This window comes from Streptomyces sp. NPDC052101, from assembly GCF_040680235.1.
In the GTDB taxonomy this organism is placed as follows: domain Bacteria; phylum Actinomycetota; class Actinomycetes; order Streptomycetales; family Streptomycetaceae; genus Streptomyces.
Map to the genome: position 1 here is coordinate 1 of NZ_JBFAWH010000066.1, position 17,640 is coordinate 17,640.

Sequence of the window (17,640 nt, forward strand, 5' to 3'; positions counted from 1 at the left end):
TCACGACCGCAGCAGACCTGCTCGCTGCCGGCCGGGCGCTTGAGGAACCACCCAGCGACACCGACACGCCGATGAGTTGATTCTTTACGGCTCCGGGAGATCGTCAACGCGCTGCTCTACCAGTCCCGGACCGGCTGCCAGTGGGACTACCTACCGCAACGGCCGGGACGACGGGACGGGACGCGGCGAAGAAGGTGCCCGGCCGCAAGCGGGGCTTGCCGTGGACGTGCTGGGCATGGTGATCGCCGTGGTCGTGCTGGCCGCGTCCGTCCACGACAAACGCCTTCGGCACCGCCCTGCTCGACAAGGTCGCCGCCAGTTCTGCCGGCACCGTGACGAAGGCCCTGATGGACCAGGGGTTCAAGACAGGGTCGTGGACCACGGCAAGCGGCTGGGGATGGAGGTCGAAGTCGTCGAGCGCAACCCGGCCGATGCCGGGTTCGTTCCGCAGCCGATCCGGTGGCGGGTGGAGCAGACGAACGGGATCTTGATGCTGCACCGGCGGCTGGCGCGCGACCAGGAGCACCGGCCCGCGTCGGCAGAGTCCCGGGTGTACTGGGCGATAAGCGATGTGATGGCCCGTCGGCTGACGGGCGGCGCGCCCCCATCCTGGCGCGGCCCATGACCGGCGGGAAACTGCCCCTGGGGGCGGTGCTGGTACGGCTGGAGGAGCGCGAGCGGGAGATCACCGCACAGGCCGAGCAGACCCGCGAGCAGATTGCGCGGCCTACCAGGAGATCCTGGCAGTGTTCGCCGAGGCTGGCGGCCCGCTATGCGCACGAGGCGTACGCGAGGCGATGGACCTGGACCTGGACCTGGCTCCGAACAACATCAACAACGTCCGGATCAAGCTCAAGCGCCCGGCCGGGCGCGGCATCCTGACCGAGCCCGAGCCCGAGCCCGATCCGGGCCTGTTCACCCCGCCATGCATAGTGCCGCGGCAGGCGCGGACCAGGGGGTGCGTGTGCCCCTTCGGTCTCGGGCGGAACCGATCATTTGTCCGTTCTCGTGGGTGCCTGGGGCGAGGTGGTGAACCTCCGCCAGACGGGGGCATGGCCGACGCCGAGGAAGCTCTGGAAGGCCCAGTAGGCGCCTCCTTCAAGGCGGCCGAACCCATCGCTCGGACGGACGGGGCTGTTGAGAGGCTCGTGCTCGCTCTCCCAGTCGATGTCCTCGTACCTGGGGTCGTCGATGCTGTAGTGGGTCAGGTAGCCACGGGCATGCTCGATGTCCAGGTCCAGAGCCGGGAACTGAGCCACCAGGAGGTCGGGGCGCCCCTGGCACGGAAGATCGCCGAAGAACGAGCCGATGTTGCCGGTCTCCTGCTGGAACTGGTCGATCACCGTGCCGTGGTGGAACAGCTCGCAGCCCCAGAAGTCGTCGTCGTAGATGAACACCAGCAGCCCGGGGCAGTCGTAGGCGCGTGAAACGTGAAGTTGGGCGCGTCGGCGCAGGTCCCACTCCCAGCCCCGGGTCCATTGCAGTACGGTCCAGTCGCCGCGCCGCTCGTGCAGAGCGTAGGAGTCGAGGTTGACGTCGTGGACGTCTTCCAGCTTGAGCGAGTGCTCCTCCTGGTGCCAGAACTCCTCCAACGCGGCGTACACCTGCTCGTGGTCGACGCCATAGAACAGGTTGACGCGCTCGAATGTGCCCATGTGTGCCCCCCGAGGCATGTGGTCGGCGCCGGCGGCAGACGCTCTCGCCTCGCAGTGTCGCAGCCACCCGGCTGGAGCTGGTGACCGGGCCGCTGGCGACGTCGGCCGATGCTGCCGATGCCGAGACCCGCTACGCACCCATGAACTGAACTGCACATACGGGAGAACGCCCAGATATCCAGCGAAGCTAGGCCCTTCGCGGCAGGGGAACGGACATCACCTCACATCCCGCCCTGTGAGAAGTGGTTGGTCTGCTGCGGCTTGGACCTGTATCGAACTGGCATGAGACAGCTCTGACAAGATGACGCAACGTTCGATTTCGGCATCGTCGGCTACCAGCCGATGTGGTTGAACCACCGCAGTGACGTTGTGCAGCAGCACGCACATCGCCTGCGTGGTCTTGCTGGCCGGACTCTGTCGAGAGTCTGGATGGTCTGGGACCTTCAGGGCGACGAGTGGTTCTCTGACTGCCCGGTCCTGTTCGACTTCGACGGCGAGCAGGTCGAGATCAATCACCAAAAGTTTGACGATCTCTCTGTCACGTGGAACACGATCGACCCCGGTCGCCCGGTTCGATGGCCCGACTTTGACCTGCGGTGGCATACCGATCCTCTTCCGGGACTGCACGCTCTGCCGGGCCAGTCCCTCAAAGGGGTCGAACTGCTCGAGTGGACGGGCAGGGATCCAGCTCAGGGAAACGTCGACGTCAGCTTCGTCTTCGAAACGAGTCGGGTGACCGTCTTCAATGCTCTCGACGAGAATGGGTTGAGCTTCGCCCCGCCTGATCGGCGTCAAAGGCCCCACCCGCTCTACTGATGCCACTTGGAGTTTAGGTATATCGCCAGGTCGGGGTGGCCTCGGGCGTGAGCCTGCGGCTTATGAGGTCGGTCATCGCGAGGCGGATCACGGCTTCGGAGCGATGCGGGTGGGTCTCGTAGTCGCGGGCGAGGCGGCGATGGTGCATGAGCCAGCCGAAGGTCCGCTCGACGACCCAGCGCCGTGGGATGACCTTGAATCCCTTCTGGTTGGGGTCGCGGCGAGCGATCTGGACGTCGATACCGAGGACGGCGCCGTGGTCGATGGCCTTGGTGCGGTAGCCCGTGTCGGCGCACGTTTTCCTGACGCGCGGGTGGGCCTTGGCGATATCCGAGAGCAGGTGGATGCCGCTGGCTTTGTCGGAGACGCTGGCGGCCAGGAGGAGACCGAGGGTGTCCACGCCGATGTGGCGTTCGCGGCCGGCGATCCTCTTGCCCGCGTCAATGCCTGGCCCGTGGCCGGGACGTTGGCGGAGGTTTTGATGCCCCGCGCGTCCGGCACGCAGGCGCTCGGCTCGGCATCCCGGCCTTCGGCCTCACGCACGAGGCGCCGCAGCAGGCCGCTGAGCTGGTCGAAGAATCCTTCCTTCTGTCAGGCGGCGAAGTAGCCGTAGGCCGTCTCCCACGGCGCGAAGCCGTGGGGGAGGTAGCGCCAGGGGATCCCGGTGCGGTCCACGTAGAGGATGGCGTCCATGATGCGGCGTAGGTCGTACTCGGGCGGAGCGTCCGATATCGAGGCCGTTGCCTCTGCGCTCGGCCCGCCAGGCGGTGAGCGTGGGGCTGATCAACTGCCAGCGGGTGTCGGAGAGGCCGCTGGGGTACGGGCGTTGTCGCGTCATGTTTCGGTAGTAGGAGTGACTCGGCTCAAACGGGCAGAGGTATGGAGTCTCCTGTCGCGCAGCCCGCATTGACCACTCTCGCCTCGGCGGCCGCAGGCCCACTCGTCCCCCGAAGCGCCACCAAACAACCTCGCCGGGACAAAAGGATCTTTCAGTACGTGTTTCTCAACTCGGGGCGTCGAAGACGTGGCGGGCGGCGGGCGATAGGCAGAGGAGTTGACGGATAGCGACGCAGCGCTCGTGCGGGGTCCGTCGATCTCCACTTGCAGTGCGGCCCGCTCGGGGTCCTGCCGGTGATGCTGCTGAACCGGGCTCTTGCGGTGCCGGCTTGCACCTCCGCTATTCCGTCTTGCTAAGTACCGGTAGTCAGCGTTACTGTGTACTGGTATTCAACAGCGCTGACTAGCGCAGGGAGGAGGTGTTCCATGACCAAGTTGGAGACGGAGATGCTCAAGGGCACGCTGGAGGGCATCATCCTGGCGTCCCTGGCCGGTCGGCCCGCCTACGGCTACGAGATCACGGCACGGCTGCGGGAGCAGGGTTTCTCCGACATCGCCGAAGGGACCATCTACGCGCTGCTCCTCAGGATGGAGAAGCGCGGTCTCGTCGACGTGGAGAAGGTCCCCTCCGAGAAGGGGCCGCCACGCAAGGTGCACTCCCTCAACGCTCAGGGACGGGAGTACCTCGAAGAGTTCTGGAGGACGTGGAGCTTCCTCACGGAACGACTGGAACAGCTACGCGAAGGGGGCAAGTGACCATGTCCGATGTCGAAAAGAGCGGCTTCATCTCGAAGGTGATCGGGCCCAAGAAGCGCTGGAGGGCGTACAAGGGGCGCGTCAAGGAGCTTCCCGAGAACTACCGCACGGCGGTCGAGGCGATCGAGCGGTACCTGATGCACTTCGTCCCGACCGACGCCGACAGCAATGCGTCGATGTTCGAAGACCTCGCCGACCTGTTCGAGCAGGCCGCGGCGGACGGAACGCCGATCCGCGAGATCGTCGGGGACAACCCGGTGGAGTTCGTCGACGCGTTCGCCCAGAACTACTCGGAGGGCGGCTACGTCCCCGCCCGCGCGCGGAAGCAGCTGACCGACGACATCGAGCGCGCCGCCGGCGAAGACACCGGAAAAGAAGACAAGAAAGAAGACAAGACGGTCTGATCACGCCCTCAGCACATCGTGCCCCGGGGGGGCCGAGCACCACTTTCATCGCCTGTCTGCACCACACGGCCAACGGGTCATGCTCGTCGGCCACCTCCCGCCGCATGTCTGTGGCGGCGTCAAGACCGAACATTGTGTGCAAGGAGATTCACGATGGGAAACGGCACTGACGGCTTCTCCGAAGCAGGGCTGCGCAGGCTGCGCGAAGTGCTGGAACGGCATGTGGAGTCCAAGAGGATTCCCGGGCTCGTCGCCCTGGTCAGCCGGGGCGAGGAGACACACATCGAAGCGATCGGGACGATGCGCCACGACGGCGGCGCGCCGATGTGCCGGGAGACCATCTTCCGGATGGCCTCGACGACCAAGCCCGTCGCGGTCGCCGCGACGATGGTTCTGCTGGACGAGTGCCGGCTGCGGCTGGACGACCCGATAGACCGGTGGCTGCCCGAACTCGCCGACCGGCGGGTCCTCCAGCGGGCCGACGGCCCGCTGGAGGACACCGTGCCGGCGCGGCGTCCGATCTCCGTGCGGGACCTGCTCACCTCCACTTGCGGGCTCGGACTGGACACGACGGCGATGGGCTCCCCGATGATGAGCGAGTTCTTCGCGCAGAGGGTCTACGGCGAGAACGGATGGATGCTGCCGGCGGTGGACCCGGATGAGTGGATGCGCCGCCTGGGCACGCTCCCGCTGATGTACCAGCCCGGAGAGCGGTGGCTGTACAACGTCAGCGACGACGTGCTCGGCTTGCTGGTGGCCAGGGTCACCGGCCAGTCGTTCGAGACGTTCCTGCGCGAACGCATCTTCGATCCGCTGGGCATGAAGGACACCGGCTTCCACGTGCCCGCCGACAAGATCGACCGGCTGCCGCCCCTGTACGCCCCCGATCCGCAGACCGGAGAGTTCAATGTGGAGGACGAGGCAGAAGGGGGACACCACAGCCGGCCTCCGGCGTTCCAGTCCGGTGGCGGCGGACTCGACTCCACCGTCGACGACTACCACGCCTACTTCCGGATGCTGCTCAACCACGGAATGCACGGCACCGAACGGATCCTGTCCCGGCCCGCCGTTGAGCTGATGACCACCAACCGCCTCAGGCCCGAGCAACTGGCCGCCCGGGAAGCCTGGGCCCGCAACGTCGTCCATCTGGCACACGGCCAGGGGCAGCACGGCGGCTGGGGCTTCGGGATGACGGTGCGCACCTACCGCGGTGACTACGCGCCCATCGGCCAGTACGGCTGGGACGGCGGAGCCGGCACCACTACATACGCCGACCCGCACCACCAGCTCGTCGGCATCCTGCTCACCCAGACCGGGATGTCCACCCCGGATTCGGCACGGGCCATCCACGACTTCTGGACTACCCTCTACCAGGCAATCGACGACTGACCTGCCTACCTGGTCGAGTCGGCCGGCGCCGGATTCCTCGGCCAGCGGGGGTGGCGCCCTTCGTCCGCACCAAACAGGCCGATGCAGCCCGACTCACCCGCAGGACCCCAGTGTCCCCAGCGACCCCAGGCATCCCGACAACCCGCCCACAGTTCGAGTGACCCGAAATGATCGGCCACGCTCACGGGCGCTTCGATCCCGCTGATAGGTTCCTTCTGGTGAGCGAGCAACTTCCCAGTGGCGGCATGGAACTGTCACCCGCCGAGCTCGATGCCCTCGACACCAGATGGTCACTCTGCTGGACCCCGAGTGAGGTCGCACAGCACCTGGCCGGGATCACCACGCCCTGGTGCGTGGCCGCGGGCTGGGCGCTGGATCTGTTCCGCGGCACGCAGACGCGCGAGCACGGGGACATCGAGATCGCGATCCCCACCGCACACTTCCCTGAGGTTCGCAACCGCTTCCCCGGATACGCCTTCGACGCGGTCAGCAGCGGCCAGATCTGGGAGAACGCCACACCAGACGTGCTGGCCGCCACACACCAGACCTGGCTACGCGATCCAGCCACTGGCAACTACCTACCCGATGTGTTCCGCGAACCCCACGACGGCAAGACCTGGATCTGCAGGCACGACGAGACGATCCGGCTTCCCTACAGCGAGATCATCCACCACACCCCAGACGGCATCCCATACCTGGCGCCTGAACTGGTCCTGCTGTTCAAGGCCAAGCACGCACGCCCCAAGGATCAGGCAGACTTCGACGCAACCGTCCCGCACATGACTCCAGCTCAGCGCACGACACTGGCCAAGCTCCTCGCCCGCGCGCACCCAGGACATCGCTGGCTCGGGAACCTGTGACTCCACCTCAGACAGCTTCCGGCTGCCGCGCACAAGTTCGAAGAGCCGGGACACGGTGACGTCTCGCGCGGTCCATCTGATTCGTTGACGGCAGCCGCGACCGCCTGACTTGACTTGGTGCAGAGAAGGTTCCTCTCGGCGATGGAGGTGGACTGGGCCCGGGCGACGAGGACCGAAGCCCGGCCAAGGTCAACTGCCCAGCGTTCGCCAGGACTTCGGCCGGAGGGATCCCCTGCTGGTTCAGGAAGGTCCGGAAGGCGGTCGGCGGTCTCGGGGACGAGCTTTCCTCGGTCACTGGCCGGCCGCTGAGTCGTCAACGCAGCCCACGTCCTTGCGCACCAGAAGGTGGCGCTCGACGACGATGCCATTCCCCTGCCCAACCTTCTGATCGTTGACGGCATCAGCAGCAACGTCGGTCACGAGGGCGTCGACCCAGAACGGCTCCGCAAGATGTGCGCCACCATGCTCGACACGGCGAACGAACACATCGACCGCCTGCAGATCATCGTCACCGACAACGACTCACCCCCGATCGACGGCATCCACCGTGCGCTCGGGCTGCCCGACACGGATCGACTTGTGCCCGGGGCGCCTGCGGTGACTGACGACGGTGACCAGCACCTGGCAGACGACCAGGCCGCGGACGGCGAGGACGCTGACACCTCCGAGTGATCTGGCACCAACTGGCCTACGACGCCCGCGATCATCGCTAAGGTTCACATCTCGCACACATTCGCTGTCGGCCGGGGGCTGTTCGTGTCGCTGATTGCTGCTCGTCGTGCCTCGGATCCGGCGCGGATCGGGCGATACCGGGTGGTCGGGGTGCTCGGCGCGGGTGGGATGGGCACGGTGTACGCCGCGGTGGGGGAGCGGGGCGAGCGGGTGGCGGTGAAGGTCGTGCATGCCGGGCAGGCGGCGGATGAACAGTTCCGGGCCCGGTTCCGCCGCGAGGTGCAGGCGCTGCGGCGGGTTTCGGGCCCGTGCCTGGTGCCGCTGCTGGAGGCCGATCCTCAGGCTGAGACCCCGTGGCTGGCCACCGCCTACGTGCCCGGCCCGACTCTCAACCAGCATGTCGCGACCCATGGGCCGCTGGCCGGGATCCAGCTGCACCTGTTCGCCGCAGGCACCGCGGGTGCGCTGGCGGTCGTACATGCCGCCGGGGTGGTCCACCGCGACCTGAAACCCGCGAATGTGATCCTTGCCCCCGACGGGCCGCGGGTGCTGGACTTCGGTATCGCCCACGTCGCTGACGGCACCGCGGTCACCCGTACCGGCATGCTGACCGGGACTCCGGGCTGGCTCAGCCCCGAGTACTACCGGGACGGCACCGCCGGCCCTCCCGGGGACGTCTTCGCCTGGGGCGTGCTGCTGGCGTTCGCGGCCACCGGCCGCCACCCCTTCGGCACCGGCAACGCCGAGGCCATCGCCTTCCGTGTGCTCAACGGTGAGCCGGACCTCGCCGATGTCCCCAACGAGCTGGTCGATCTGGTGAAGTCCTGCCTCGCCAAAGACCCGGCACAACGACCCACCTCCGCCAGCGTCGCGGAGATGACCACCGAACTGCTCGGCGAGCAGGCGACCCAGACCCTCATCGCGTTCCATGACCGGCCTACCGAAGTCCCGAACCTGCTCGCCGAACAATGGCACCCCCCAACCGTCGAAGACCCAACCTGGCCCACTCATGTGACACGCCGTCCCAGCAAGCGCGCCTGGCTCACCGTCGTCGCAGCCGCAGTGTTCGCTGCGGCGGCCACATGCACCTGGTTCGCGCTCACGCCTGGCCATGCCCAAGCGCACGGCAGCCAAGCCCCGCAGGCGGCCGCTGTCCGCTCCACGCCTGCCTCCGAACCGGTGGCCTCCAGCTCACCCATCGCCCGTCCCGCCACACCCACCTCATCGCAGACCCCGACCATCGCGGCCTCGTCCGCGCAGGCGACGCAGACGCAGGTGGTCACCATCAGCCCCTGGTCCTTGGACGGCACCCCCGCGAGCGGCATCACCATCACCGACCAGGCCAGCGGCTCCTGCTTCGGGACCGCCGAATCCACCATGCGCACGGACGCCTGGCGCTGCACCGCCGGCGACCGGATCCTCGACCCGTGCTTCTCCCCGGACGCGAATCCCGAGGACACCAGCGCCCTGTGCCTTGACGGAGCCCCGAACCGCATGGTCGAACTATCGGTCCCGCAGGGCTTTCCCGGTAACAACGATCACATGCCCGGCGGACCCGACATCGAACCGGTCATCATCGTCCTGACCAACGGCGCCCGCTGCTCCTTCACCGGCGGCGGTACCTCCACCCTGGCGGGTCAGCGTCAGAACTACGGTTGTGACAACGGCGGCTATCTGTACGGTTACCCAAGCAAGGCAACAGCGCTGTGGACGATCTCCTACTCCGTCCCCAACAGTGGCGCCAGCATCTCCACGCCGATTGCCACGGTCTACCAGTAGTGCGCTGGCGACGCGTCGGCACTGCGATTCCGAGGCCGAGTTGGCGGGTGGCGTTGGCGATCAATCGGGATGCCGCGTCCTGCGAGCGCCAGCTGGTCGGCGACGTCGGCCGGGAAGTTCGCCCTACTGGGCGTCCGGCTGCCGAAACGGTGCTGGACGTCGTACCGGCGCCCACGGTCTGTTCAGCGTGGCGTTTGCAGCCCTGTGTGCCTGGCCCTTCCTCGTGTCGCACCCGTATTTCGTTGGCCCTCGGCGAAGACTCGCCTGTAGACCCGTCGCATGGGGATATGGACCGATGCCTTCACCGCGCCCGCCGAGCCGGCCCTGCTGTCCCGGGAGGACTTCGGGCGACTCGTGGTGGGCCTGGCGCGCGAGCGGGTGGCCTGCACGCCCTGGGCGCTGCTTGCGGGCGAGCTGTGTGTCAACGCCAGTCTGAACTGGGGGAGCGTCAGCGGGCAGGCCCGCTGGGACCGCCCTGACATCGGTAGCGTCCTGCATTCCGAGGAGTATCCCGAAGGCTTGCGGGACGACGATCCGCCGCCGTGGGGCGACTCATACGAGCGGGCCAGCCTGCTGGCCCGCAGTGACGCCATTCTCGACGTGCTGCCGGCCCTGCAGCGGGCACCCTACGGGGAGGAAGACGTCGCGGTCGTCTTCCGCCGTCTGGACTTCACCAACCGGGCGATCCTCGACTACTTCCGGTTCGAGGACGAACGCACGATGCTCGTCGCCTTCTCCCTGGCCCGCCCGCAGAACCGGCCCCTGTCCACGAACGACGGTTGGAAGCCACATGGACCGGTGCACCCTGTGCGCACCTGCCTGGTGCACACCTTCAAACATGCGAATGGGGACGGCCCGCTGCCACCGCTCGCGTCCATCGCCACCCGCTACTTCGGCCCCGACCTCGTCACTGGCGAGACCTGGGGCTGAGTGACTGGAGCGCGGTCCTCTGCCCGGTGCCAGAGGCACGTTCTACGGTCGGAACATGACCTCCTTATCGATCCCGCGCCCCAACGACCGCTGGCTGCTCCAGGTCACGATCCGGGCGGCGCGCGCCGACGACTCCCACTGGCAGAAGCAACTGGCCGCCCTACGCGGGGTGTCCGAGTACGGCCCCCGCCACCCGGACATGGAGCACCTTCATCGGCGCGCTCGACCTGGCGAGCGTCCACAGGCTACAGGCCCTCTTCGACGCGGCCCGTTCGTTCGGGACCGACGTCCAGCTGGAGCCGGCAGCGGTTCCGTCCACCGGGACGGGGCCGTCCTTCGCAAGCGACACCGCAGTGGCCGCGCTCCTCACGGCTCAGGCTGACAAGGGACGGCCACTCGGCCAACTACCCGTGGTCTGAACGACGTGCGCTCGAGTGCACGACTTGGCGTCCGTACCGAGGCGACCGGCGAGCACATGCAGCCCATTCACCCGAGGGGGGCCCGCCCGGGGAGACGTTCGGGCCGGCCCACGTGTGCCCGTGGCAGTGACCGGGTCAACGAGCCCCTGGATTCGAGGCCACAACGGTACCTTCGCCCTGCGGGCTCGGCGGGGCACGTAGCACCCTCGACGCTGCCGTGGGGAAGCCAGACCCCGAATTGGCCGGCGGCCTCGGTGGTGCGGTGGTGGTCTCCCGCCTGCTGGAGGCGGTCGCTGCCCGTGCCCCGCGTACCGGCGTGGTCAGCCCGCTCTCGCCGGTTGCCGCCGCCCGGGTGGATGCGGCGGTGGTTCTTGTGGCGTGCCGCGCTCGCGGCCGGTCTGTCGCCCGGAGTACTGGCCGGCGCGGGCGCCTTAGCCGACGCGGCCGTGGAGGACGCCGCGTGGCTGGGCCTGGCTCGCGACGGCGTTGAGCACGCCTTGCTCGGGCTCGCGCCGGCCACGTCGCCGACCGCGCGGCTGGCCACCCCGGGCGGCGAGGGTGTGCTGCTGCCGGCCGGGCTTCTGGTCACTCACCCGTTCCTCGTCTGGCACGACGCCGTGGTCCGTCATCGGCCGGGGCTCTGTCGATCTCGACGACTGCCCAGCTCATAGGGGGTAACGTGAAGCACAGCTCCCGGGGGCGTGTTCCCCCGTGACGCCGCCCGGGAGCGCATCGCCCTGGCACGTGCACAGTGCCGCAGAGCTACTCAGCAGTTCGTGAGTACGGCGACTCATGATTCCCTGCCGACCGCTTTCTATCGTGCTCGGCATGGACACGGACACTCCCTCCTCCAACACCGCGGCTGCCGGCGACACTCGCCGGTCCAGCTGCTGCGCGTTCGCAGCGATCGTCCTTGCCGGTCTGGTGGCGTTCGGAGCCTGGGCGCTGGCGAACGTCGAGAAGGGCCTGGACGGCTACGGCCAGCTGGAACAGGACGGTCCTTCGGGAAGTGCGACCGAGCCCCTCGGCCCCGGCGCAACGGCCCAGTACGAGGATGGCCTGAAGGTCACCGTCAGCGCGCCCCACGCCGAGACCGACGGCACCTACGCGTTTTCCGTGACGTACGACAACGGCACCGACCGAGAGCTGCGCCCAGGTGGGGAATCCTTCGATGGCAGCTTCTCGGACCTTGGCCCCGCCCCGCTCGTCGTCCGCCCCGGCAGGCCGCTCGACGACTACGTCGCCGATTACGGCCTGACCCTGGTGGACCCCCAGAGGTCTGCCTCCGTGCTCATGCCCTCGCTTGGTAAAGGTGACAAGCGCACCGTCCCCGTCCGCATCCAACCCACGCGAGCCGGCATCCCGGTCACCGTGGAGGTGGCTCCACCCGACGCCGGATACCGGGAGACGGCCTACTTCCAGCTCAGCGCCGGCTGATCCCAAGACTCTGGGAAACGACGAGGGCCGGTTCGTCGGCGGGAGTCTCCTGGGCCGCGACCGCGGCCACTGGAGCGGACGCCTGCACTGAGATGCCGGCCGACGTCAGCTGGCGCTGCCTCACGGCCGGCTTGCGCCGCACCCTGTCTGGCGTGCGCCGTGCTCGATGTGGCCGCGGCGGACGTGGCGGCCGGCGTCCCGCTGGCCGAGCGCACTCGCCGCTTCGGCCTGCTCGTCGGCGTCGACTCCCGCCTTCACGGCCGCCTCCTCGCCGGGCACCTGGCCCACCGTCCACTCGCGGCTGGCGGCTTGGGGGAGCAGGAGTGGTGGGAGCAGGCTCTCGCGCTCGTCCCGCAGCTTGTGGCCGCTGCGCCCGCGCCGGAGACGGCCCGGCTCGTCGAGCTGGTGCTCGGCGCCTGGCCGCCCGAGCACGCGGCGCAGTTGGAGGCCAAGGTCCGTTGAAGCGACCGGTGCTGGCGCCCAATACTTCCTGGACTCTCGTTCGCCTGCGGTCGGCAACCGCCTTGCCCGTGCTCGGCGACGGCTGCCCACCCCCTGGGTCGCTGTACGATCCGCGTTCGAAAATTGCTCTTGAAGGGGGTTGGGGATGAGGGTGTCGTTGCGGCGGCTCGCGGCTGGTGTGGCTGCCGGGGCTGCCTTGGTGGCGCTTGGGGCAGGTTCGGCGAACGCGTCGGGGTATGCGGGAAAGTTGCACTTCGGGCGAGTGACCGGGGTGCCGAAGAGTGTGCACCGCGGGCGGACGATCACAGTGGAGCTGTGGTTTCGTCAGTACTCTCCGTACTACGTCGAGGCCAACTTGTACGGGCTGCAATTCTGGAACCCAGCGGGTGTGAACGCACGCGGGCACTCGGCGCCGGGCGTGACGGTGACCTGGTACGACTCGGCGAAGAAGCGATGGGTGCCGTCGGATACACGACTGGACCACAACTCGCATCAGATCTGGGACGTTCCCGGGCGCGGTGTGATGGTGCCGTCGGGCGTGTGGAACCACCAGCTGGCGCGGATCACCTTCGCGTCGTCGGCGAAGCCCGGTCTGTGGCACTTCGAGGGTGAGGCGCCTCAGTCGTGGTCGGTGGTGACGAAGTCCGGTGGTGGAACCTCGGCTGACCTACAGATGAACCAGCGGCCGGTTCAGCAGATCCTGGTGACCAAGTAGGTTCTGTTCCTCTGCGAGCCAAGGTGCCCGGCCGAACGTCGGACGGGCACCCTCGCCGGCCGCCGTGTCGCCGGCCGCCGTCACGGTGGTGCTCGCCGCCCAGGTGGATGCGGCAGCGGGGGCAGGGGCGGCTCGCGGCGGGGCCTTGCGGTCCTCGGCCTGGCGGCGGATGACGTCGTCACTGAGGCACAGCTGCGCAACCTCTTCGGCGAAGGTCGGCACCCGCACGCCGACCGGATCGAGGCCGACCTCGCCGCCTGGAAGAAGCCCGCGGCCTCGCGGCGGGCCGGGGCGCTCGGTGGAGGTCACCGGGGTCGACCTGGTTTTCCGCCCGCAGCCGACCCTCACGCTGCTGTGCGCGCTCGGGGATGAGGAGACGCGGCGGGTGATCGAGGCGGCGCGTTGCCGAACCCGCTCCAGGAGCGGAGTCCGCGGAATCTGCGCAGGCTCGTTGGCCTGTGCCGGGCCATGCAGGGTGGCGTGCTTGCGAAGGCAGTCGTGGTGTTGGCGGCAAGTCTTCTCCACAGCGGCCGACAGGTTCTCCAGCAAGTGCCGGCGATCTGCCACTTCTTGGGCGTGCGGAGCGGCCTGCCGGACCGCCTTGGTGAACATCATGGCCCGGTCGCGGCAGACGATCTCCGCTCCTGGGTGCTCGCGCAGCCAGACGGCGACGGTGGCGGTGTCCCGGTGGGGCAGCACGTCTACGGGGCGGGAGGTCTCGATGCCGACGAGCACCGCCCCGTAGGTACGCCCCTTGCGGAATGCGAACTCATCGATGCCCAATATCCGAGGCGCTCGATCCGGTACGGATGGCGCCTTGAGCAGGCGAAGCAGTGCCGTCCGACCGCCATGCAGCAGCATTTGTCGGCAGGGCCGTTGGCCGGGACGGCCGCCCATTTCCGTGGCGACCGCGCACATCGCCGAGCGCAGTGACGTCGTGGTGCGCCGACGCGGTTCGGTCAGTCCGCGGACTTGCTCCACAAAGGTTCCGGACGGCAACGAGCAGAACCTGCAGCAGTTCGTGAACCAGTCCACCTGGGATCCGGTACCTGTGCGCCGGCGGATCGCCGAGCGACTGGTGCCGCAGGTCGGCCCGGACGCCTGGGCGGTCGACGACGTGTCGTTCCCCAAGGACGGCAGGATGTCGGTGAGGGTGGCTCCTCAGTACTGCCGGTTCCCCGCTACCGGCAGCCACCTACGACGGTGGCGGAACTGGCCGCGGCCACCGGACGGGAAGCCTTCAGCAAAGTGACCTGGCGGGAAGGCTCCTGCGGCCCGATGGCCTCCTGCTTCCTCGCGGTGCGCATCCGGCCGGCGGGGGTGCGCCCGCGTCGGCCGGCCCGGGCGGCCGCGGTGGCCGGGCACGGCTAGTGGGACGGCGTCCTGCCCGAGCTTCGGCTGCTGGCCGAATGGCCCGACAGTGAGGACGAACCGACCCGCTTCTGGCTGTCCGACCTGCCCGACGACACCCCGATCCCGGAGCTGGTCCGCCTGGCGAAGATCCGCTGGCGCATCGAGCACGACTACCGCGAACTCAAGCACGGCCTCGGCCTGGACCATTGTGAAGGCCGCTCCTGGAACGGCTGGCACCACCACGCCACCCTGGTCACCGCTGCCCACGCGTTCCTCACCGAACAGCGCCTGGCCCCAAAAGCCGACACACCGGACTCAGCCTCTACCAGATCCTCGACACCATCCAAGACCTACTGAACTGCTGGACTGGCACCTGCGCCACCTGCCACCAACCCCTGCCCAGCAGGACCACACCAAGATCAAGAAAGACCTGGCGTCGTCCTACTGGTGCCGTGACCGGAATGGTTCACCGGAGTGGTGCTATCGGTATCTCAGGGCGCGGTGTGAGTGGAACCAGTGTGGTGGGTTGCACCGCGTCGGCTGCAGCCGAGCCGCGCAGGAGTTCGGTCAGGTCGTGGGGGCGTGCCTGCTCGGTGGTCGGAGTCGCTGCTGTGATGCGGTCCAGCCGGAAGCCCCGGCCGGCCTGTCGCGTGCGGCACCAGGCGATGAGGTACCACCTGCCGTCGGCGGTGAGCAGTCCGGCCGGTTCCACCATGCGGTTGCTTTCGTGTCCTGTCGCGTCGGTGTAGGACAGCCGCAGGACCGTGTTGGTGGTGAGGGCCTGTTCCACCGCGGTGCGGACGGTGGCGTCGGAGGATGCGGGTAGCGCAACGATCCGGGTGGCCAGTTGCTGTGCCGCCGCTGATGCGGGGCCGGTCATCGAGGCCGCGATCTTCTGCGCCGCGGTGCGGGCCGCCCCGGCGTACGGGGCGAAGGTATCGGTCGCGGCGAGGGCGACGGCCAGGGCCGAGGCTTCCTCGGCGGTGAAGTGGATGGGTGGCAGGGTCATGGCCGGGTCGATCGACCAGCCCCCGCCGCGTCCCGGTGTGGTGCGCACCGGGACGCCGGTGTCCATCAGTGCCTGGAGGTCGCGCTGCACCGTGCGTGTGCTCACCTCGAAGCGCGCGGCGAGCGCCGCGACCGTCAGCGGCCGCGGCGCCACCGCGCGCAACTCTTCCACCAGCGCGTACAGCCGGGCAGTGCGGTTCATGCCGGCGACGCTACCGGCCCGTGGTGGACAGGAAGTGCCGTTCGCGGCGCTGTTCCCGTTCGGTGATGGTCAGCGGGAAGAGGGTGAAGCCGTGCATGGCGCCGGCGACGACGCCCAGCTGCACGGGCGCGCTCGCCGCCTGCCACCGTTGGGCCAGGAACAGCGAGTCGTCCCGCAGCGGATCTTCGTTGCCGACGACGATCCGGGCGGGCGGCAGACCTGCAAGGTCGGCGAACAGCGGTGAGACCTCGGGGTCACGGCGCTGTTCCGCGTCCATGCCGGGGGTGACCAGCTCATAGGTGCGCCGCAGGGTGTCGGTGTTGCTCAGCAGCCGCTTGGAGCCGAACGATCGCTGGCTGGGTGTCATCGACAGGTCGTAGGGGCCAAAGAGCAGGTGGGCGGCCCGGAAGGCGCCGGTGATGCCGTGCCGGTCGCGAAGGCGCAGCAGCGTCACGACGCTGAGGTGGGCGCCGGCCGATTCACCGCCGATCAGCAGCCGCTCGGTGCCGAACTCGGTCGCGGCGTGCTTCACCAGCCACCGGGCGGCCGCTTCGCAGTCGTCGGGTCCGGCGGGGAAGGGGTGTTCCGGTGCGAGGCGGTAGTCCACGCTGACCACGGCGAGCCGGGTCTGCTCGGCCAGTCGCCACAGTCTTTCGTCCTGCCCGTCCGCGGAGCCGAACGTCCAGCCGCCTCCGTGGAAGTGCAGGTACACGCCGCCAACGTACTCCGGCACGAAGACGCGTACCTTCACCCCGCCCTCAACGACGCGATCTTGGCCCTGCGGCAGCCGCACCGGTGGCGTATCGCCGCCGAGCCGGTTGCGCCGCAGGGCGGCCAACATGGTTGCATCGGGCGCCTCCTCGCGCGCCGGGCGGCTCGCGGCCGTGGCCTCGAATTGCTTGTTGAATGCCAGGGTCTCGGCGAGGCAGTCCTCATCGGTGGTCGTCATGCGTCGACCATCGCAACCGTCCGCGACAACACCCTGTCACCGTTTACCGGTGACCCGCGTCACACTCCTGTTGCACTTTCTGCCGCACCATCATCCAGCCCTGCTCGGGCCGATCCCTGCTGCGTGCCGGCTGGATGGGGCGAAGCGCCTGATCAGCGAGGGGAGGCCGGGATGGCACAACGGGTCAGGGTCCGGTGGTTGTCGGACGAGGAGGAGCAGAGGCTGCAGCGGATCGTGCGCCGTGGCAGCACCAACGCGGTCGGCTACCGCAGAGCGTTGATCGTGCTGGCCTCGTCCGAAGGGAACACCGCTCCGATCACCGCCCGGCTCATGCAGGCCGACGAGGACACTGTCCGCGACGTGATCCACGCCTTCAACGACAAGGGGCCGGCCTGCTTGGACCGCCGGTGGGCGGGAGGCTGTCCCCGCCTGCTCGCCGGTGACGACGAGGACTTCGTCGTGCAGACTGCCGCCACCCGCCCGGGTGCGCTCGGCCTGCCGTTCACTCGCTGGTCCATCCGGAAACTCGCCGCCTACCTGCGCAAAGTCCCGGGACGGTGCATACGGATCGGCCGCGAGGCCCTGCGAACGCTGCTGCTCCGGGGCCAGATCACCTTCCAGCGCACGAAGACGTGGAAGGAGTCCACCGATCCGGACAAGGACGCCAAGCTGGTGCGGATCGAGTGCGTGATCCATGAGCGCCCACGTCGTAAGGGTCCGTCGGGTCTGGTGGGCGGCTGACAGGCCATCGGTTGCCGGACCTGTCTGAAGTCGTTCCACGGATAACGTGGCCGGATCGACAACGGCCCGCAACTTTTTTCCAGGGGGCGTCAGGAAGCAGCCCCGCCGGCCGTGAGGCCGTGACGGACGCGGACGGCTCGCCGGTTCAAAGACGGGTTCTGAGAGGTCGTTTTCATCTGCAGTGTGGTAATGCATCCATGTTTGTGCGGGGCAGTGGTCTGGTGTTGATGAGGGTGCTGAGTCGGTCGTGTTTGTC

Annotated in this window: 17 protein-coding genes and 4 pseudogenes; 14 read left to right on the forward strand and 7 right to left on the reverse strand. The window is 68.4% G+C overall.

The window, feature by feature from the left end; translation table 11 throughout:
* Nucleotides 1-90: 90 nt before the first annotated feature.
* Together AB0L75_RS42475 and AB0L75_RS42480 are read left to right on the forward strand one after the other, a co-directional pair.
* Nucleotides 91-625 (forward strand): annotated as a pseudogene (locus AB0L75_RS42475) (transposase); the annotation flags it as partial.
* Entirely contained in the window at nucleotides 622-882 is a 261-nt protein-coding gene (locus tag AB0L75_RS42480) for a hypothetical protein (RefSeq protein WP_365191653.1), read from the forward strand. The pseudogene AB0L75_RS42475 and the gene AB0L75_RS42480, both read left to right, overlap by 4 nt.
* A gap of 110 nt (nucleotides 883-992) precedes the next feature.
* Here the strand turns inward: AB0L75_RS42480 and AB0L75_RS42485 are convergent, their stop codons facing one another.
* From AB0L75_RS42485 to AB0L75_RS42495, 3 genes and pseudogenes are all read right to left on the reverse strand, one after another.
* Nucleotides 993-1,655: a hypothetical protein gene (locus tag AB0L75_RS42485; RefSeq protein WP_365191654.1), complete on the reverse strand. Its 663-nt coding sequence runs from the start codon at nucleotides 1,653-1,655 to the stop codon at nucleotides 993-995.
* Between the two features lie 216 nt (nucleotides 1,656-1,871).
* Nucleotides 1,872-2,477: a hypothetical protein gene (locus tag AB0L75_RS42490; RefSeq protein WP_365191655.1), complete on the reverse strand. Its 606-nt coding sequence runs from the start codon at nucleotides 2,475-2,477 to the stop codon at nucleotides 1,872-1,874.
* Nucleotides 2,478-2,484: 7 nt separating this feature from the next.
* Nucleotides 2,485-3,309 (reverse strand): annotated as a pseudogene (locus AB0L75_RS42495) (IS5 family transposase).
* A 425-nt stretch (nucleotides 3,310-3,734) separates the two neighbouring features.
* Here AB0L75_RS42495 and AB0L75_RS42500 point away from each other — a divergent pair.
* The 7 genes from AB0L75_RS42500 (at nucleotide 3,735) to AB0L75_RS42530 (ending at nucleotide 10,098) form a co-directional block, all read left to right on the forward strand.
* Nucleotides 3,735-4,064 carry a PadR family transcriptional regulator gene (locus AB0L75_RS42500; protein ID WP_267059823.1) on the forward strand — a complete coding sequence of 110 codons (330 nt, stop codon included), beginning with the start codon at nucleotides 3,735-3,737 and terminating at the stop codon, nucleotides 4,062-4,064.
* 2 nt (nucleotides 4,065-4,066) lie between these two features.
* Complete coding sequence (locus AB0L75_RS42505; RefSeq protein ID WP_365191656.1) at nucleotides 4,067-4,468, forward strand: DUF1048 domain-containing protein; 402 nt, start codon at nucleotides 4,067-4,069, stop codon at nucleotides 4,466-4,468.
* A 153-nt stretch (nucleotides 4,469-4,621) separates the two neighbouring features.
* Entirely contained in the window at nucleotides 4,622-5,857 is a 1,236-nt protein-coding gene (locus AB0L75_RS42510; RefSeq protein WP_365191657.1) for a serine hydrolase domain-containing protein, read from the forward strand.
* Between the two features lie 218 nt (nucleotides 5,858-6,075).
* The gene (locus AB0L75_RS42515; RefSeq protein WP_365191658.1) at nucleotides 6,076-6,717 is read left to right on the forward strand and encodes a hypothetical protein; all 642 of its coding nucleotides are present in this window, start codon (nucleotides 6,076-6,078) and stop codon (nucleotides 6,715-6,717) included.
* Nucleotides 6,718-7,062: 345 nt separating this feature from the next.
* Complete coding sequence (locus AB0L75_RS42520; protein WP_365191659.1) at nucleotides 7,063-7,389, forward strand: hypothetical protein; 327 nt, start codon at nucleotides 7,063-7,065, stop codon at nucleotides 7,387-7,389.
* An 84-nt stretch (nucleotides 7,390-7,473) separates the two neighbouring features.
* Nucleotides 7,474-9,168 (forward strand): serine/threonine-protein kinase, encoded by a 1,695-nt coding sequence (locus AB0L75_RS42525; RefSeq protein ID WP_365191660.1) that lies wholly within the window; start codon nucleotides 7,474-7,476, stop codon nucleotides 9,166-9,168.
* A gap of 279 nt (nucleotides 9,169-9,447) precedes the next feature.
* A complete protein-coding gene (locus tag AB0L75_RS42530) occupies nucleotides 9,448-10,098 on the forward strand; it encodes a hypothetical protein (protein WP_365191661.1) in 651 nt (216 codons plus the stop codon).
* Between the two features lie 850 nt (nucleotides 10,099-10,948).
* Here the strand turns inward: AB0L75_RS42530 and AB0L75_RS42535 are convergent.
* Nucleotides 10,949-11,110, reverse strand: coding sequence for a hypothetical protein (locus AB0L75_RS42535; protein WP_365191662.1), 162 nt, complete (start codon nucleotides 11,108-11,110; stop codon nucleotides 10,949-10,951).
* Between the two features lie 235 nt (nucleotides 11,111-11,345).
* On the opposite strand from AB0L75_RS42535, the gene AB0L75_RS42540 reads away from it, so the two are divergent.
* The 3 genes from AB0L75_RS42540 to AB0L75_RS42550 all read left to right on the forward strand — a co-directional run bounded on the left by AB0L75_RS42540 (nucleotide 11,346) and on the right by AB0L75_RS42550 (nucleotide 13,131).
* Complete coding sequence (locus tag AB0L75_RS42540) at nucleotides 11,346-11,954, forward strand: hypothetical protein (RefSeq protein ID WP_365191663.1); 609 nt, start codon at nucleotides 11,346-11,348, stop codon at nucleotides 11,952-11,954.
* Nucleotides 11,955-12,113: 159 nt separating this feature from the next.
* Complete coding sequence (locus tag AB0L75_RS42545; RefSeq protein WP_365191664.1) at nucleotides 12,114-12,416, forward strand: hypothetical protein; 303 nt, start codon at nucleotides 12,114-12,116, stop codon at nucleotides 12,414-12,416.
* A gap of 145 nt (nucleotides 12,417-12,561) precedes the next feature.
* On the forward strand, nucleotides 12,562-13,131 hold the full coding sequence (locus AB0L75_RS42550; protein WP_365191665.1) for a hypothetical protein: 570 nt from the start codon (nucleotides 12,562-12,564) through the stop codon (nucleotides 13,129-13,131).
* On the opposite strand, the gene AB0L75_RS42555 is transcribed toward AB0L75_RS42550, so the two are convergent.
* Nucleotides 13,084-14,049 carry a transposase gene (locus AB0L75_RS42555; protein WP_365191666.1) on the reverse strand — a complete coding sequence of 322 codons (966 nt, stop codon included), beginning with the start codon at nucleotides 14,047-14,049 and terminating at the stop codon, nucleotides 13,084-13,086. The genes AB0L75_RS42550 and AB0L75_RS42555 overlap by 48 nt on opposite strands.
* A gap of 64 nt (nucleotides 14,050-14,113) precedes the next feature.
* Between AB0L75_RS42555 and AB0L75_RS42560 the strand changes: the two are divergent.
* Nucleotides 14,114-14,841, forward strand: a pseudogene (locus AB0L75_RS42560) (transposase); the annotation flags it as partial.
* A 109-nt stretch (nucleotides 14,842-14,950) separates the two neighbouring features.
* Here AB0L75_RS42560 and AB0L75_RS42565 read toward each other — a convergent pair.
* Nucleotides 14,951-15,694, reverse strand: a complete 744-nt coding sequence (locus AB0L75_RS42565; protein ID WP_365191667.1) for a YafY family protein — start codon at nucleotides 15,692-15,694, stop codon at nucleotides 14,951-14,953.
* A 10-nt stretch (nucleotides 15,695-15,704) separates the two neighbouring features.
* Nucleotides 15,705-16,643: an alpha/beta hydrolase gene (locus tag AB0L75_RS42570; protein ID WP_365191668.1), complete on the reverse strand. Its 939-nt coding sequence runs from the start codon at nucleotides 16,641-16,643 to the stop codon at nucleotides 15,705-15,707.
* Between the two features lie 171 nt (nucleotides 16,644-16,814).
* On the opposite strand from AB0L75_RS42570, the pseudogene AB0L75_RS42575 reads away from it, so the two are divergent.
* A pseudogene (locus tag AB0L75_RS42575) lies at nucleotides 16,815-17,336 on the forward strand (helix-turn-helix domain-containing protein); the annotation flags it as partial.
* Between the last annotated feature and the right edge of the window lie 304 nt (nucleotides 17,337-17,640).

What these genes read in the sequence shown, in the direction of transcription:
- AB0L75_RS42480 (WP_365191653.1), top strand. Translation starts at nt 622, where the DNA reads ATGACCGGCGGGAAACTGCCCCTGGGGGCGGTGCTGGTACGGCTGGAG.
- AB0L75_RS42485 (WP_365191654.1), bottom strand. Translation starts at nt 1,655, where the DNA reads ATGGGCACATTCGAGCGCGTCAACCTGTTCTATGGCGTCGACCACGAG.
- AB0L75_RS42500 (WP_267059823.1), top strand. Translation starts at nt 3,735, where the DNA reads ATGACCAAGTTGGAGACGGAGATGCTCAAGGGCACGCTGGAGGGCATC.
- AB0L75_RS42505 (WP_365191656.1), top strand. Translation starts at nt 4,067, where the DNA reads ATGTCCGATGTCGAAAAGAGCGGCTTCATCTCGAAGGTGATCGGGCCC.
- AB0L75_RS42510 (WP_365191657.1), top strand. Translation starts at nt 4,622, where the DNA reads ATGGGAAACGGCACTGACGGCTTCTCCGAAGCAGGGCTGCGCAGGCTG.
- AB0L75_RS42530 (WP_365191661.1), top strand. Translation starts at nt 9,448, where the DNA reads ATGGGGATATGGACCGATGCCTTCACCGCGCCCGCCGAGCCGGCCCTG.
- AB0L75_RS42540 (WP_365191663.1), top strand. Translation starts at nt 11,346, where the DNA reads ATGGACACGGACACTCCCTCCTCCAACACCGCGGCTGCCGGCGACACT.
- AB0L75_RS42550 (WP_365191665.1), top strand. Translation starts at nt 12,562, where the DNA reads ATGAGGGTGTCGTTGCGGCGGCTCGCGGCTGGTGTGGCTGCCGGGGCT.
- AB0L75_RS42555 (WP_365191666.1), bottom strand. Translation starts at nt 14,049, where the DNA reads ATGTGCGCGGTCGCCACGGAAATGGGCGGCCGTCCCGGCCAACGGCCC.
- AB0L75_RS42565 (WP_365191667.1), bottom strand. Translation starts at nt 15,694, where the DNA reads ATGAACCGCACTGCCCGGCTGTACGCGCTGGTGGAAGAGTTGCGCGCG.
- AB0L75_RS42570 (WP_365191668.1), bottom strand. Translation starts at nt 16,643, where the DNA reads ATGACGACCACCGATGAGGACTGCCTCGCCGAGACCCTGGCATTCAAC.